The following is a 15,130-nucleotide window of genomic DNA, read 5'->3' as shown; positions in this document are numbered from 1 at the left end:
GAGACGGACAGTCTCGCCTTTTTAAATAATGGACACATGAGTATTAAAGTTAAAGGAGGACACCATGAGAGACATTAGTTGGGTAAAAAACAGTATCTTTTATCACATTTATCCTATAGGGGCATTTGATTGTCCTAGAGAGAATAAGGGTGAAGAGACTGCTGGACATAGAATTCTACAGCTTATTGACTGGATTCCACATATGACAAATTTGGGAATAAATGCGATTTATCTTGGTCCTATCTGGGAATCTGGAACTCATGGCTACGATACCTTTGATTATTACAAGTTGGACTCAAGACTTGGAACGAATGATGATTTTAAGAAGGTTGTAGAGGCATGCCACAAGGCCGGTATAAAGGTAGTGTTGGATGGAGTGTTCAACCATGTTGGTAGAGGACACAAGGCTTTCCTGGATGTAAAAGAAAAAAGAGAAGCTTCAGAGTACAAAGAGTGGATTTCTGGGTTAAACTTCGGTGGAAATAACTGGTATAACGATGGCTTTTCTTATGATTGCTGGGCTGGAGCTCAGGAGTTGGTAAAGTTAAATTATTGGTGTGAAGCTGTGAATAACCATGTGTTAAATGCAGTTGCAATGTGGATAGATGAGTTTGACATAGATGGATTACGTTTGGATGCAGCAGATTGTATTCAAAGAGACTTTTTCAAGAGATTAAAGTCTTTTACAGAAGAGAAGAAACCTACCTTCTGGCTTATGGGTGAAATCATTCATGGAGATTACAATATCTATGTAAATGATGAAATGCTTGATGCGGTAACAAACTATGAATGCTGGAAGGGTATTTACTCAAGCCATAATGACCATAATTACTTTGAAATTAATTATGCTATGAAGCGCCAGTGGGGACAGGGTGGTCTATATCAGGGAAAATATCTCTATAACTTTATTGATAATCACGATGTTAACAGGATATACACCCTCCTAAAAGAGAAGGAAAATATCTTCCCTGTATACACCTTGCTTTTCACTATGCCAGGTCTTCCATCGATTTATTATGGTAGTGAATTTGGAATAGAAGGTGATAAAAATGCAGGACAGGGTGATTATGCTTTAAGGCCAGCTATTGATATAAATAACATGAAGAATCCTGATTTGATTGAGCATATTAGAACACTGGCTGAGATGAGAAAGAGCTCAGAAGCCTTAAAAACAGGCTTGTATGAAGAAGTTCAGGTAAAAAATGAAACTCTGGTTTTTGCCAGAGTTTTAGGTGATGAATATGTAATTGTAGCTTTGAATAGTACTGCAAATCAGCAGAATCTAAGCTTCGATTATAGAGGTGAACATCACGATGTGGTTCTTCCTCCTCATGGTAGTAAAATTCTTAAATAGTTAGTTGTCAGCAAGATAGGCATACATACAATGATCAAGGCGTTCTCCGCCGATAATTATTTTATCCCGGAGGATGCCTTCATATTTGAAGCCAAGTTTTTCAACCATATGTATAGAAGGGTCGTTATCAGGCAGGATTAGTGCCTCAAATCGATGAATTCCAAGCTCATGGGCAAGGACAGGTATAGTGGCATTTAAAGCCTCTGAACAGTAGCCTTTATTAACGTGGTCTCTGTCCATCTTGTATCCAACCGTACAGCTTTCATAGATAGGTTTGACTATATTACGAAAGCTTACAGTGCCTATAATCTGATTTGGATTATATTTTTCAAAAATCCAATATCTAAGCATAGAAAGCTTTAAGATATTTTGATATTCAAAATCTAGTATTTTCTTTTGATGAGGGATGGTATAAAAATCATTTCCCATAACCGGTTCGTATTTCTCGAAAATATCGCGATTTCTACAATAAAACTCTAGAACTTTATCTGCCTGTTGTTTTGTTAGTACCCTTAATAACAGTCGTTCAGTTTCAATCTCAAATTTCATAATACCTCCAGGTTTAAAAGAAATTTAATCGATTCCTCTAAGATGTGTATTAGGTACGTATGGTTTTAATATTTCTACAAAGCTATTTAGTGTTTCTGTTGTATGAGGTGAAAAGGTAGGATTAATTACCTGCTCAGATTCCCTGTAGCTTTGAAGATAATAGGCTTTAGCACCTTCAAGCCATTGACCAATGGCATTTATATCAGCAGAAGTATGACACTCTTTCATAATGGTAGTTCTGAACTCGTAATCAACATGACCTTCCTTAAGGAAAGCTACTGATTCCTCAATAGCAGAAAGATCAAAAGATTTCATGCAGGCTATAGTATTGTATTTTTCTTTTGAGTGCTTTATATCCATGGCTACATAGTCAATGAGTCCGCTTTTAACAAGCTCTTTAATCATTTGTGGATTTGTCCCATTGGAGTCAAGCTTTACAAGTAATCCAAGCTCTTTTATTTTAGCAATAAACTCAGGTAAATCTTTATGTAAGGTAGGTTCTCCACCAGTTATACATACACCATCTAAAACCTTTTTCTTCTGGAGTAAATGAGTGAATATATCATCTTCGCTGTACGCCATTACATCAGGTGGGGGAACAACCAAATCCCTGTTGTGACAATAGGGACATCTGAAATTACATCCGCCGGTGAAAATGGTGCTGGCAACCTTGCCGGGATAATCTAAAAGAGTAGTTTTCTGTAGGCCTAGTATAAGCATAAATCATTCCCTTTTATTGATAAAAGTGTTAACATAAAATAGCTTTTTGATTTACTATTTTCATAGTAAAAAGTATAGCAAAACAGGAGGGAAAATTCCATGATGTCAAAAGAAGAGCGTCAGGAGAGACGAATACAAAAACAGGCAGAAAAGCTTGAAAAGAAAAACCTAAAGACATATGAGAAATATATGGAACAGGCCCTCAAAGAAGCGAAGAAAGCCTACAACATAAACGAGGTTCCTATCGGATGTGTAATAGTTCAGGATGATAAAATTATCGCCAGGGGCTATAATCGCAGAAACACAGACAAGAGCGTTCTTGCTCATGCCGAGATTGCGGCTATTTCAGAAGCCTGCAAAAAGACAGGTGACTGGAGACTGGAGGATTGCACTTTATACGTTACACTTGAGCCATGCCAGATGTGTGCAGGGGCAATAGTACAGGCTAGAATTCCACGTGTAGTGGTTGGAGCAATGAATCCAAAGGCAGGGTGTGCAGGCTCAGTTTTAAACATTCTTCAGATGCATCAATTCAATCACGTATGCGATTTAGAGACCAATGTATTAGGCGATGAATGCAAAGAAATGATGACTAGATTCTTTGAAGAACTTCGCGAACAAAAAAATCAGTTAATGTAATAAAGGTATTTGGTTGACAAAAGCGCCTTTATTTCATAGAATAAAGGCTCCGAGCATAGCAAAATATAGATATCATTTGGCGGCTACCTTGGTGGTATGCTGATCTTTGGGTCCTGCGTAATGGGCACCTATGAATCGTGTCAGGGCAGGAATGCAGCAGCACTAAGTAGGCCCGCTCATCTGACGCGGGGTTGCCTGGAGGGAGTGCCCTCAGGGTGGCTACCAATTGATATCTATGAGTAGCGGCTCGGTATTTTTATATAATTTTTTAAAATTTCGAGGGAAAAATATGGGAGCTCAGGACAGAACCGAAAAAGTATTAAGAGATATGCACGTGTTGTTTTCAAAGGCACAGCCATATGAAGGAAGCACAAAAAACGTTATCGTGGACAAGAATGCCATGATGGAGTTGCTTAAGGATTTAAACAGCTGCATGTACGATATGATGGAGGAATACGAGCTTACCGTTAAGAGCCGTGATAAAGCTAATCGTGAGATGCAGAAGCAGGGCGATGATATTGTCTTTGAAGCTACCAGAAAAGCTGAAGATATTTATGCCGCTTCAATCATGTATACAGACAATGCTTTTGATAATCTTCAGGAGGCTTTAAAGGAGTCTCAGGAAGCTTTCACAAAAATATACGAGGATACCATCAAAAAAATTAAAGAGGAGACTCAAGCAGTTAAGACAAATCAGCTTGAACTTAAGGGTCATCTTAATGATTTAATAGATACACAGAAATACTTACGTCTTATTGACGAAGAAAACATGAGATTACTCAGGGAAAAAGCGGAGGGCTCAGAGGATGACTTTGATGCTCCAAAATATGCTGCACCTGAGATTCGAATTAACAAGGAATACTTTGCACAGGCAGGGATTGCTATAGATGAAGACCAAGACCTTGGTGCAAGTAATATATCTGGGGAGGAGAATGAGATTTCCTCTGAAGACTTGGATGCCGAATACTTTAAGTGGCAGGAGGAAGAGTCAAAAGACGAGGATAAGAAACCTGGAAAAAAAGGCCTTGGAGGTCTTTTTGGAAAAAAGCACTAGAAACAAAAAGGAGAATAAGGAATGAAGCTTTACAACAACGGAGTTTACCTAGTTAATGGCACACAGATCGTAGAAGACGGTCATGAGGCAGCTGCCGCTATTAAAGCAGCAACAGGCCTCGATGTAACTAAAGACCAAGCACATCAGGCTACAATGGCATATGGAATCTTAGCTGATCATAATACCTCTGGTAATATGGACAATCTTCAGATTAAGTTCGATAAGCTAATTAGCCATGATATTACCTACGTAGGAATTATTCAGACAGCAAGAGCTTCAGGCCTTGAGAAATTTCCTATCCCATACTGCCTTACAAACTGCCACAATTCACTTTGCGCAGTAGGCGGTACTATAAATGAAGATGACCACATGTTTGGTCTCACATGCGCTAAGAAGTACGGCGGAATCTATGTTCCACCACATCAGGCAGTTATTCACCAGTTTGCCCGAGAGATGATGGCTGGTGGCGGAAAGATGCTTCTTGGCTCTGATTCACACACAAGATACGGAGCTCTTGGAACAATGGCTATGGGTGAAGGTGGCCCAGAGCTTGTTAAGCAGCTTCTTAATCAGACTTATGATATCGCAATGCCAGGAGTTATCGCTGTTTACATGACAGGAACTCCAAGAAAGGGCGTGGGTCCTCAGGACGTTGCTCTTGCTATTATCGGAGAGGTATTCGATAAGGGCTATGTAAAGAACAAGGTTATGGAGTTTGTAGGACCTGGTGTTGCAAATCTTTCTATGGATTTCAGAATTGGCGTGGATGTTATGACTACAGAGACAACCTGCCTTAGCTCTATTTGGACTACAGATAAAAAGACAGAGGAATTCTATGAGATTCATGGTCGTAAGGAAGAGTACAAGGAGCTTAATCCAGGACAGGTTGCTTACTATGATGGCATGATTGAGATTAATCTTGATGAGATTAAGCCTATGATTGCTATGCCTTTCCATCCAAGCAACACATACACAATCGAGGAATTAAACGCTAACCTTATGGATATTCTTGATGACTGTGAGAAGAGAGCAAAGGTTTCTCTTGATGGTCAGGTAGAGTTTTCTCTCAAGGATAAGGTTAGAAATGGCAAATTATATGTAGACCAGGGTATCATCGCTGGCTGTGCTGGTGGTGGCTTTGAAAACATCTGCGATGCAGCAGATATTCTTCGTGGAACAAGCATTGGTCCAGATGAGTTTACTCTTTCTGTATATCCTGCTTCTACTCCAATTTATATGGAGCTTGTTAAGAATGGTGCAGTTGCAGACCTTATGAGCACAGGAGCAATTGTTAAGACTGCATTCTGTGGTCCTTGCTTTGGTGCTGGAGATACACCTTCTAACAACGGCTTCTCAATTCGCCACTCTACTAGAAACTTCCCTAACCGTGAAGGTTCTAAGCTTCAGAATGGTCAGATTGCATCAGTTGCTCTTATGGATGCTCGTTCAATTGCAGCTACAGCAGCAAACAAGGGTTATCTTACAGCAGCTACTGATATTGATGTTGATTTCAGCAAGCCAAAATATCACTTTGACGGAAGAATTTATGCAAACCGCGTATTTGACTCACACGGTGTTGCAGAGCCTGAGACAGAGATTCACTTCGGTCCAAACATTAAGGATTGGCCAAAAATGAGTGCTCTCCCAGAGAATTTATTCCTTCAAGTTGTATCAGAAATCCACGACCCTGTTACAACCACAGATGAGCTCATCCCTTCAGGAGAGACATCTTCTTACCGCTCTAATCCACTTGGATTGGCAGAATTTACATTGTCAAGAAAGGATCCTGAGTACGTAGGAAGAGCAAAAAATATCCAGAAAGCACAGAAGGCTTTAGAGGCTGGTGAGTGTGCTGGAGATGCAGTACCAGAATTAAAGAAGATTGTTCACAAGGTAAAGGAGACATATCCAGATATCAACCATGACAACTTCGGAGTTGGTTCAACAATCTTTGCTGTAAAGCCAGGTGATGGCTCAGCAAGAGAGCAGGCAGCATCATGCCAGAAGGTGCTTGGCGGATGGGCAAATATTGCCAACGAATATGCTACTAAGAGATATCGTTCAAACCTTATTAACTGGGGTATGCTTCCATTTGTTATTCCAGAGGGAGAGCTTCCATTCAAGAATCTTGATTTCCTCTTTATCCCTGGAATAAAGGATGCGGTTGTTAATAAGGCAGAGTCAATCAAGGCTTATGTTGTTAAGGAAGATGGTCTTAAGGAATTCGAAATGACATTAGGCCAGCTCACAGATGATGAGAGAGAAATCATCCTTAAGGGATGTTTAATAAACTACAACAGACAGTAGTTATCTAGGAGGGGAATATGCCAGAGGATCGCTATGAATTAGAGGAAAAACTTAGAAGGAAAAAGATGAGGGGGTATGTGTATGCAGCCTTCATAATCATAATCTTCTATTTTCTCCTGAAAAACAGCCGTAGTGTTTCTCTGGCCATAGACCACCTTCTCGCGGTAATTCAGCCGATTTTCATGGGATTTGCCATGGCTTTTCTCATGAATCCAATAATGACATTTTTAGAGATATGGCTTGATAAGCCCTTTAAGAAGATTTGGAAAAATCAACAGACTGCTGAAAGGGCAAGCAGATTGGTATCTTCAATCATCTCCCTTGTAATACTTATGGGAGTAGTTATTTACATAATCGCTACTGTAATGCCTAATCTTATTAACACCATAGTTTACCTGGCTAATCATATCGATTATCAGGCGGCAGCGGTGCTTGATTACTGTAATTATGTAACAAAGGGTCGATTCGAAGACGCGCTTATGCAGGCCAAGCAATATAAGATTGGTGATCTTATGGAAGAAGGTCTGAACTTATTGGAAGAGTACATAGATTATGACGAGTCTAAAATGATGACAACTATCACATCTAGTGTACTCTCAATCGGTAAAATCTTTATTAACCTGATTATTGGTGCTTTTGTTTCGATTTACGTTCTTCTTTCAAAGGAAGTTTTCAAGGGACAGGCAAAAAAATTGATTTGCGGTATTTTCAGACCAGATTATGCGAATATCATTTTAGAAATTAGTAGAAAATCTGGTGACATTTTCTATGGTTTTATCATTGGTAAAATGATTGATTCCATCATAATTGGAATCACTTGCTATATTGGCTGCCTGTTTATGAAAATGCCATATCCAATATTGGTATCTGTAATAATCGGAGTTACAAATATCGTACCTGTATTTGGTCCTTATATCGGGGCAATACCTACTGTACTGATAATTTTTCTTACAGAGCCAAAGAAGGGAATATATTTCCTGATATTCATACTTATTCTGCAGCAGATAGATGGTAATCTTATCGGCCCAAAGATACTTGGAGATTCCACTGGGATATCTTCTTTCTGGGTAGTGTTTGCGGTAGTCCTTGGTGGAGGCTATTTTGGATTTTGGGGAATGGTTATAGCTGTTCCTATCGTCGCAATAATTTATTATATAACAGGTAAGCTGGCTCGTTTTCTTGTTATAAAACGAGGTTTCCCAGAGGAGACAGAGGAATACATTTCTTTAGATCATATTGATACAGAAAATAATGTGCTGGTACCTTATTCTCAGTTTCATGACCAGGAAAAAAAGGCACGCAGACGCAGATTTAAGATTAGAAAAAAATCAACAAAATAATAATCTAAAAACTGGGATTTTAAGTCCCAGTTTTTTTGATTTTAGAAGAAACGTATGATAAAATTCTTATAACTATAAGTATGTAGTTTTGGAGAATAACGTAGTGGAAAAAATGGAATACAGAAACATAATTGAAGAGATGAAGAATCTCGTTTCAAAAAATAAATTCGCAGATGCAATGGCAGTCGCTGATACAATAAATTGGCGAAAAGTCCATAATATTAACGACCTTATTGCCGGTAGCGAATCATATGAGGCTGCTGGAAAAATTGATGAGGCCAGGGACTTACTTTTGCTTGCCCATGAGCGTTCTCCTATCGGAAGGATGATTCTGTACAAGCTTTGTATGATTTCCATCAAATTAAAGGAATTAGACGAAGCTCAGGAATATTACAATGAATTCGTGCAGATTGCTCCTCATGATAGTCTTAAATATATCCTGAAATATAATATTAATACAGCAAAAGGTGCTGATACAGCCACTCTTATCACTATACTTGAGCAGCTCAAGGAAAGTGATTTTATCGAGGAGTGGGCGTATGAGCTTGCTTATTTATACCATAAAACAAATCAGGCAGATAAATGTATCAGCCTTTGTGATGAGATTATTCTTTGGTTTGGTGACGGCCCAGTAGTAGAGCGTGCGCTTGAGCTTAAAATGCTTTATCAGCCACTTGATAAGGCTCAGGAGGATAAATATCGCAGCCTTCAGCAGAAGAAGGATGGTATTGTGGAAATCACATCTAAGCCAGTTGCAGAGTCTAGTGAGATTCTTCCAGCTATAGCAGATATCAAGCTCCCAGAAGGACCAGAAAGATTTGACACCATCAATCTTCAGGCTGAGATTAAGAAAAACATAGACGAAATTATGAAGGCTACTGACACAGGTGAGGTTACAGAAAACATCGATGCGATTAAGACTCTTGTTGAAGAGATTCCTTACCTTCATGTGACTGAAGAGGCAGCGCCTGTTGAGGAAGAAACAGTGACTTTCTCAGTAAACGACACTTTCCAGCAGTACCTTGAGGAAGGATACGACGGACAGATTTCTCTTAGACTGGATGATGAAAGCACAGAAACAGAGGAACAGATAGAAGGACAGATGACTATTGAGGATGTCCTTGCTGAGTGGGAAAAGACAAAGCGTGCAGCAGAGGCTGCCATGGAAGAAGCCAAGGAAAAGGAGCTTGAAAGCGCCAGAGCAAAGGCTCTTAGAGAGGCAAATAATGTCCTTAATCGCCTTGAGGGAGCTATGTCTAAGCTTAATTCAGGCATGACTTCGTCTGATTTGCTTAAGGAAGAATACCTTGCAAATACAAACGTAACAGCAGTTGAAGAACCTGTAGAAGAAGAGGTGGTTGAATCAGAAACTGCTGAAGAGACATCTGGGGAAACAGTAAGTTTTTCAGTTCCAAAGCTTGATATAGACGGATTGGTACAGGGTACAGTAGATATTCCTGTCATTAAGGCAGAAGGCGCTGCATTGGCAGCTACTACTGCGGCTTCAACAGTTGGCGGAATTGTTCAGGCTGCTGATACGGTTCTCGGGGAAACAACAAATTGGGAGCCACCTACATTAGACGAGGGAGAAGAGGAAGAAGTGGATTTAAAAGAAGCATCAGAGATGATTGCTGATGTAAATAAAATGTTGCAGCAGGAAATCGACAGATTGACAAATGGGGAGGATGTTGCTGTTCAGGAAGAGCCTGAGTTCCAGGCGCCAGAAGAAGAGGCTACAGAAATTCAGGACGCTCAGATTAATATTGATGATATTGAGCTTCCAATTATTCAGATACCAGAGGATTTATTAGCTGAGTTGCCAAGCGCTTCTATCAGCGAGTCGGAAGTTTATCCTGAATCAGAAGTCTATATGGATTCTGAGGTAGAAGAGGATCTTCCAATCATTTCTGAAAACGTTCTTGAACCACAGGAAATAGCAGAATTAGTTGATGAAAAAGTGCTTTCAAATGTCATAAAGGAAGAAGTACCAGATTACAATCTTGACTCAGAGGATTTAGAGACTTTCTCTTACTTCCTTCCTATCAGCGGTATGAAAGAAAGTATTGTACAGGTACTTACAGGGGCAGTTGGCCGAATTAAGCAGCCAGAGTTAAGCGGCGGCAATATCATAATTGTTGGAGAGCCTGGCTCAGGTAAGACGCAGATGGCTACCAGCATTATTAAAGTATTAGAGAAGAAAACAGGTTATCCAAAGGGCGGTATTGGAAAGATTTCCGGCGAAAAGCTTAATGAAAAAGACATTCAGAAGCTTTATTCAAAGATTCAGGGAGGATGCCTAATAATAGAGACAGCTGGAGATATTTCAAAAGAGACAGCTGTAACCTTATCACTTCTTATGGAGCAGGATAATACTGGTACAATCCTTATTATCGAGGATAACAAGAGAGGCATCGAGAAGGCTCTTGCAAAGGATAGTTCCTTTGCAAAGCGTTTTACTGAGAAGATTGTTATTCCCGCCTTCACAATTGACGAGTTAGTCTCTTTTGCAAGAACTTACGCAAACGAGGCAGGATGCTCAATAGATGACATGGGCGTTTTGGCTTTATATAACCGCATTAATCTCATTGGTAGATATAATCATGCCACAACCATCAAAGAGGTTGCAGAGATTATGGATGGTGCTATAGAAAAATCTACCAGAGGTGGATTCTTTAACAAGCCAAAATATGACCGTGACGGCAATATTATTTTGAAAGAGAAGGATTTTGATTAAGCAATAAAAATACATAATTAGGGGAGCAAAGGCATGAGTAATTTTACAGACTTAGACGGCTATTTATTTGGACAGGGGACTCATTACGACATCTATAAAAAGCTCGGAGCCCACAAAGCAAAGAAGGGTAAAGAAAATGGCTTTTATTTTGATGTATGGGCACCTCATGCCAGCAGAGTTGCAGTTATTGGAGAGTTTAATAACTGGGATGAGACCAAAAATTTTATGCAGAGAGTAGAACCTGAGAGTCAGGGCGTCTTTGAAACATTTGTCCCAGAAGCAAAAGAAGGACAGCTATACAAATATCTTATCTACACTGAAAATGGAGAAAAATTGTATAAGGCTGATCCATATGCTACCTACGCAGAGCTTAGACCAGGCACAGCATCTATTCTCTACGACAATACTAAGTTTAAGTGGACAGATTCCGCATGGATGAAGCAGCGTAAGAGTGGAAATTTTTGGGAAAAACCCTTGGCTATTTATGAGGTTCATCCAGGCTCTTGGAAGCGACATCCAAGAGAGGAGAACGATGGCTTTTATAGCTACAAAGAATTTGCTCATAGCCTTACAGAATATGTATTAGACATGGGATACACTCATGTTGAGTTGATGGGTATTTCAGAATATCCATTTGATGGTTCGTGGGGATATCAGGTTACAGGCTATTATGCGCCTACATCACGCTACGGTACACCTGATGATTTCATGTACCTTATAAATTACCTTCATAAGAACGGCATAGGAGTTATCCTTGACTGGGTACCAGCTCATTTCCCTAAGGATGCTCATGGTCTAGCTGATTTTGACGGTAGACCATTATACGAATACGCCGATCCTAAAAAAGGCGAGCACCCAGATTGGGGTACAAAGATTTTCAATTATGGAAAATCAGAAGTAAAGAATTTCCTTATCGGAAGCGCTCTGCAGTGGGTTGAGCAATACCACATTGATGGATTAAGAGTAGATGCGGTTGCATCTATGCTTTATTTGGATTATGGAAAGAAGCCAGGTCAGTGGATTCCAAACGAGCATGGTGGAAACGAGAATCTGGAAGCTATAGAATTCTTTAAGCATATTAACACCCTCATTAGGGGCCGTAATCCTGGTGTGGTTATGATTGCAGAAGAATCTACAGCATGGCCAAAGATTACAGGTGATGTAGAAGATGGAGGTCTAAACTTCTCTTACAAATGGAACATGGGATGGATGCATGATTTCATCGATTATATGAAGCTGGATCCATATTTCAGAAAAGATAATCACAACAAGATGACTTTCGCTATGAGTTATAATGAGGCAGAGCGATATATTCTTGTATTAAGCCATGATGAAGTGGTTCATCTTAAGGGTTCAATGTTGGCGAAAATGCCAGGACTTGAGATTGATAAGTATAAAAATCTTATGGCAGGATATGCCTTTATGATGGGACACCCTGGTAAGAAACTTCTCTTTATGGGACAGGATTTCGCTCAGGGCACAGAGTGGAGCGAAGCAAGAGAGTTAGATTGGTATGTTCTAGATAATCCTAATCATCGCCATGTATCCAGAATGTTTAAGAAGCTGCTCCACATTTATAGAGAGTATCCAGCTATGTACGAGCAGGATGTGTCATGGGCAGGATTTGAATGGATAAATGCCAATGATGGCTATAGAAGTATTTTTAGCTTTGTCCGCAAATCCAAGAATGGAAAGAATGATTTATTATTTGTAATCAATATGACACCAATGAAATATGAGGATTATTGCGTTGGCGTTCCTACAAATAGAAAATTAAAGCTTCTTTTGGACAGTGAAAACAAAGAATATGGCGGCAATGGTGGAAGGATTCCAGAGGTAATTCTTCCTAGACGAGAGGAATGTGATGGAAGAGAGTATTCAGCCGCTTTTCCGCTTGCGCCATACCAAGTAGCAATATTTACATACTAAATTAAGAAATATGGGCTGTGACTGCAGCCCATTTCTTTAGTTTTAGGGAATTGAGATGGGAATAAATGGAAGATTTTAAAATTATTAAAATACCAGAACCAACTGAAGACGAGGAACAGCAGGAAGTACCTGTTTTCAAGAGACAGGAGCCTGAGGATGATTACAAACCTCCTAAGAAAAGGTATATGTTTCTGATTGTTCTGCTAATACTCAGTATCGTAGCGATAATTGTGATTAAAATTATTAGTACCTACGATGATTTTGAGGAGGTTAAAACCTGGGAGAGAGTAGATACTGGTGAAAGTATTTACAGTAGCTTTCAGGGTAACCTTTTAAAATACAGTGGTGATGGTATATTCTATACAGCCTATAATGGTTCGCTTATTTGGAACTATACATATGACATGATAAATCCTTCTATTGATACCTGTGGTTCATATGTTATTGCTTTTGACAAGAAAGGAAATGAGGTAGATATATTCTCAACAAAGGGATTTATTAATCAAATTTCCACCAATATACCTGTGATAGACGCAAGAGTTGCCGGACAGGGAACAGTAGCCCTGCTGCTTCAGGAAAATAACACAAGCTACATTCAGATGTACGATAAATCAGGAACCCTTTTGGTGTCTGGCGAGATTCATCCAGAAAATAGAGGATTTCCTGTATCAATGGCACTTTCTTCCGATGCGACAAAACTATTGCTATCCATTATCAATGTAAATGGAGGTGATATCACCTCAGAGCTTGTATTTTATGACTTCACAGACAAAGGAAGAGAGGAAGAAGATAATATTGTTGCCACCTATACCTATATAGGGGCGATTATACCTAAAATCGAGTTTGTGAATAAAGATAAAGCCATTGCTTTTGCAGATAAGAAAATAATTGTATTCAACAATAATCTCAGGGCCACTGTAGCCAAAGAAATTACAGTACCTGAGGAGATGAAGAGTATCTTTTATAATAACACCCATTTTGGCTTTGTCTGCGAGGAAGTAATGGAAGATGGTACTGTTGTAAATCAGTTGAACGTATATAATCTCTATGGCCTTAAAACTACCACCAAGGAGATTAATGAAAGTTATACAGAAGTATCATTGATGGATAACAATGAAATTCTCATTAGCGATGGTAACAATATAGCTATATATAACTTACAGGGCTTTGAGAAATTCAAATATTCTTTTGATGAAAAGGTATATAGCGTAATACCTGGAGCTACTTCTAGAAGATATTATTTAATAGAAGAAAGTAAAACAGCTGAGATAGGATTGAAGTAATATGGCATATGTTGATCGAATAGTTAATAATCCCGTTTTTTTGGTATTTATATTATTAATGCTTTTTTGCATTATACGAGGAGCAAAAAGGGGAATGTTAAAAATAGTATATGGGCTAGTCTCATGGATTTTCTTAATTTGCTTCGTGAATTTTGCATGTGGGGTGGTATCTGACTATTTGAACGTTAATACTCCTATACCAACAATGGTACAGGAAAGTATTGTCACTCATCTTAAAGACAAATACATATCATCAGAGCAGGAAGAAGAGGGCACTGGAGAAGATGCTGTAATGAAGCTGGTGCCTGCATCAGTGCAAGAAAAATTGGATGAAACCATCCAGACGTCAATAGATACCACAATACAATTTATATCAGCTGAGTTAAGCGAAACAGCTATACATGGAATAGCTATGGTTATTAGTGTAATAGCAGGTAGTCTTGCGTTGTTTTTATTAAGCAGGGCTATAGAACTTTTGGGTTTCGTTCCGGGAATACGAGGAGTGAATCGTTCTCTAGGTGTGTTAGCGGGTTTTGGAGAAGGCATTTTAATAACCTGGGTTTGTATGTATTTGGCTAATTGTTTCCCTACCACACAACTGGGCAGCTTTATAATAGAAAAAACAGAGGCAGAGCCTATACTTACAGTGCTATATAATGCCAATATAATTGAGAGAATTATCGGAATATAAAGACAATAGTTTTTTTTGAAAAAAGTGTTGACGAAAAGGTTTGCTGATGATATTATACTATTCGTTCCGCAAAAAGCGGTAACGACTTAGAAAACACTGAGTTTTCTAAAAATGATTTTGAAAAATAAATCAAAAAAGTTGTTGACAAAAAGCCGATATCGTGATAGTATAAACGAGTTGCTGCTGAGAACAACAACAAAGCGAAGATTGATAACTGAACAGTGAAACAAACCTTGAATTAATACAAGTTTTTAAAACATGTATCCTTGAAATTCATTTAAGTTTCTTAATGAAACGAAACCTTTATTAGTAAACAAGTCAGTTTTATACTGATTCGGAATTAAACTTTTAAACATGAGAGTTTGATCCTGGCTCAGGATGAACGCTGGCGGCGTGCTTAACACATGCAAGTCGAACGAAGCAGTTTATTACGATCCCTTCGGGGTGACGATTTACTGACTGAGTGGCGGACGGGTGAGTAACGCGTGGGTAACCTGCCTTGTACAGGGGGACAACAGTTGGAAACGACT

11 protein-coding genes, 1 rRNA gene and 1 other RNA gene are annotated in these 15,130 nt (G+C 39.1%); 11 read left to right on the top strand and 2 right to left on the bottom strand.

Translation table 11 applies throughout. From position 1 onward, the window contains the following. Nucleotides 1-64: 64 nt before the first annotated feature. Nucleotides 65-1,354 (top strand): alpha-amylase family glycosyl hydrolase, encoded by a 1,290-nt coding sequence (locus BMZ41_RS05065; RefSeq protein WP_242870625.1) that lies wholly within the window; start codon nucleotides 65-67, stop codon nucleotides 1,352-1,354. On the opposite strand, the gene BMZ41_RS05060 is transcribed toward BMZ41_RS05065, so the two are convergent. Together BMZ41_RS05060 and BMZ41_RS05055 are read right to left on the bottom strand one after the other, a co-directional pair. Continuing rightward, nucleotides 1,355-1,903 (bottom strand): GNAT family N-acetyltransferase, encoded by a 549-nt coding sequence (locus tag BMZ41_RS05060; RefSeq protein WP_090167159.1) that lies wholly within the window; start codon nucleotides 1,901-1,903, stop codon nucleotides 1,355-1,357. A 24-nt stretch (nucleotides 1,904-1,927) separates the two neighbouring features. Then, nucleotides 1,928-2,623, bottom strand: a complete 696-nt coding sequence (locus BMZ41_RS05055) for an anaerobic ribonucleoside-triphosphate reductase activating protein (RefSeq protein WP_090527395.1) — start codon at nucleotides 2,621-2,623, stop codon at nucleotides 1,928-1,930. 99 nt (nucleotides 2,624-2,722) lie between these two features. Between BMZ41_RS05055 and tadA the strand changes: the two genes are divergently transcribed. The 10 genes from tadA to BMZ41_RS05005 form a co-directional block, all read left to right on the top strand. Next, nucleotides 2,723-3,262: a tRNA adenosine(34) deaminase TadA gene (tadA, locus tag BMZ41_RS05050; RefSeq protein ID WP_090167154.1), complete on the top strand. Its 540-nt coding sequence runs from the start codon at nucleotides 2,723-2,725 to the stop codon at nucleotides 3,260-3,262. A gap of 49 nt (nucleotides 3,263-3,311) precedes the next feature. Next, nucleotides 3,312-3,513, top strand: an RNA gene (gene ffs, locus BMZ41_RS05045) — signal recognition particle sRNA large type. 38 nt (nucleotides 3,514-3,551) lie between these two features. Further along, nucleotides 3,552-4,316 carry a hypothetical protein gene (locus tag BMZ41_RS05040; RefSeq protein WP_090167152.1) on the top strand — a complete coding sequence of 255 codons (765 nt, stop codon included), beginning with the start codon at nucleotides 3,552-3,554 and terminating at the stop codon, nucleotides 4,314-4,316. A gap of 21 nt (nucleotides 4,317-4,337) precedes the next feature. Beyond that, nucleotides 4,338-6,623 carry a hydratase gene (locus BMZ41_RS05035; protein ID WP_090167150.1) on the top strand — a complete coding sequence of 762 codons (2,286 nt, stop codon included), beginning with the start codon at nucleotides 4,338-4,340 and terminating at the stop codon, nucleotides 6,621-6,623. A gap of 17 nt (nucleotides 6,624-6,640) precedes the next feature. Continuing rightward, nucleotides 6,641-7,963, top strand: coding sequence for an AI-2E family transporter (locus BMZ41_RS05030; protein WP_090527393.1), 1,323 nt, complete (start codon nucleotides 6,641-6,643; stop codon nucleotides 7,961-7,963). A 103-nt stretch (nucleotides 7,964-8,066) separates the two neighbouring features. Then, a complete protein-coding gene (locus BMZ41_RS05025) occupies nucleotides 8,067-10,697 on the top strand; it encodes a hypothetical protein (RefSeq protein WP_090527389.1) in 2,631 nt (876 codons plus the stop codon). Between the two features lie 33 nt (nucleotides 10,698-10,730). Continuing rightward, nucleotides 10,731-12,626 (top strand): 1,4-alpha-glucan branching protein GlgB, encoded by a 1,896-nt coding sequence (gene glgB / locus BMZ41_RS05020; protein WP_090527387.1) that lies wholly within the window; start codon nucleotides 10,731-10,733, stop codon nucleotides 12,624-12,626. Nucleotides 12,627-12,691: 65 nt separating this feature from the next. Continuing rightward, nucleotides 12,692-13,909: a DUF5711 family protein gene (locus BMZ41_RS05015; RefSeq protein ID WP_090527384.1), complete on the top strand. Its 1,218-nt coding sequence runs from the start codon at nucleotides 12,692-12,694 to the stop codon at nucleotides 13,907-13,909. Between the two features lies 1 nt (nucleotide 13,910). Continuing rightward, nucleotides 13,911-14,600: a CvpA family protein gene (locus BMZ41_RS05010; RefSeq protein WP_090167138.1), complete on the top strand. Its 690-nt coding sequence runs from the start codon at nucleotides 13,911-13,913 to the stop codon at nucleotides 14,598-14,600. 350 nt (nucleotides 14,601-14,950) lie between these two features. Next, a 16S ribosomal RNA gene (locus BMZ41_RS05005) occupies nucleotides 14,951-15,130 on the top strand; the annotation flags it as partial.

The organism is Pseudobutyrivibrio sp. UC1225 (assembly GCF_900115215.1).
GTDB lineage: Bacteria > Bacillota > Clostridia > Lachnospirales > Lachnospiraceae > Pseudobutyrivibrio.
The sequence above is the reverse complement of the archived record's forward strand: the minus strand, read 5'-3'. Positions and strand labels throughout refer to the sequence as shown.

What these genes read in the sequence shown, in the direction of transcription:
- BMZ41_RS05065 (WP_242870625.1), top strand. Translation starts at nt 65, where the DNA reads ATGAGAGACATTAGTTGGGTAAAAAACAGTATCTTTTATCACATTTAT.
- BMZ41_RS05060 (WP_090167159.1), bottom strand. Translation starts at nt 1,903, where the DNA reads ATGAAATTTGAGATTGAAACTGAACGACTGTTATTAAGGGTACTAACA.
- BMZ41_RS05055 (WP_090527395.1), bottom strand. Translation starts at nt 2,623, where the DNA reads ATGCTTATACTAGGCCTACAGAAAACTACTCTTTTAGATTATCCCGGC.
- tadA (WP_090167154.1), top strand. Translation starts at nt 2,723, where the DNA reads ATGATGTCAAAAGAAGAGCGTCAGGAGAGACGAATACAAAAACAGGCA.
- BMZ41_RS05040 (WP_090167152.1), top strand. Translation starts at nt 3,552, where the DNA reads ATGGGAGCTCAGGACAGAACCGAAAAAGTATTAAGAGATATGCACGTG.
- BMZ41_RS05035 (WP_090167150.1), top strand. Translation starts at nt 4,338, where the DNA reads ATGAAGCTTTACAACAACGGAGTTTACCTAGTTAATGGCACACAGATC.
- BMZ41_RS05030 (WP_090527393.1), top strand. Translation starts at nt 6,641, where the DNA reads ATGCCAGAGGATCGCTATGAATTAGAGGAAAAACTTAGAAGGAAAAAG.
- glgB (WP_090527387.1), top strand. Translation starts at nt 10,731, where the DNA reads ATGAGTAATTTTACAGACTTAGACGGCTATTTATTTGGACAGGGGACT.
- BMZ41_RS05015 (WP_090527384.1), top strand. Translation starts at nt 12,692, where the DNA reads ATGGAAGATTTTAAAATTATTAAAATACCAGAACCAACTGAAGACGAG.
- BMZ41_RS05010 (WP_090167138.1), top strand. Translation starts at nt 13,911, where the DNA reads ATGGCATATGTTGATCGAATAGTTAATAATCCCGTTTTTTTGGTATTT.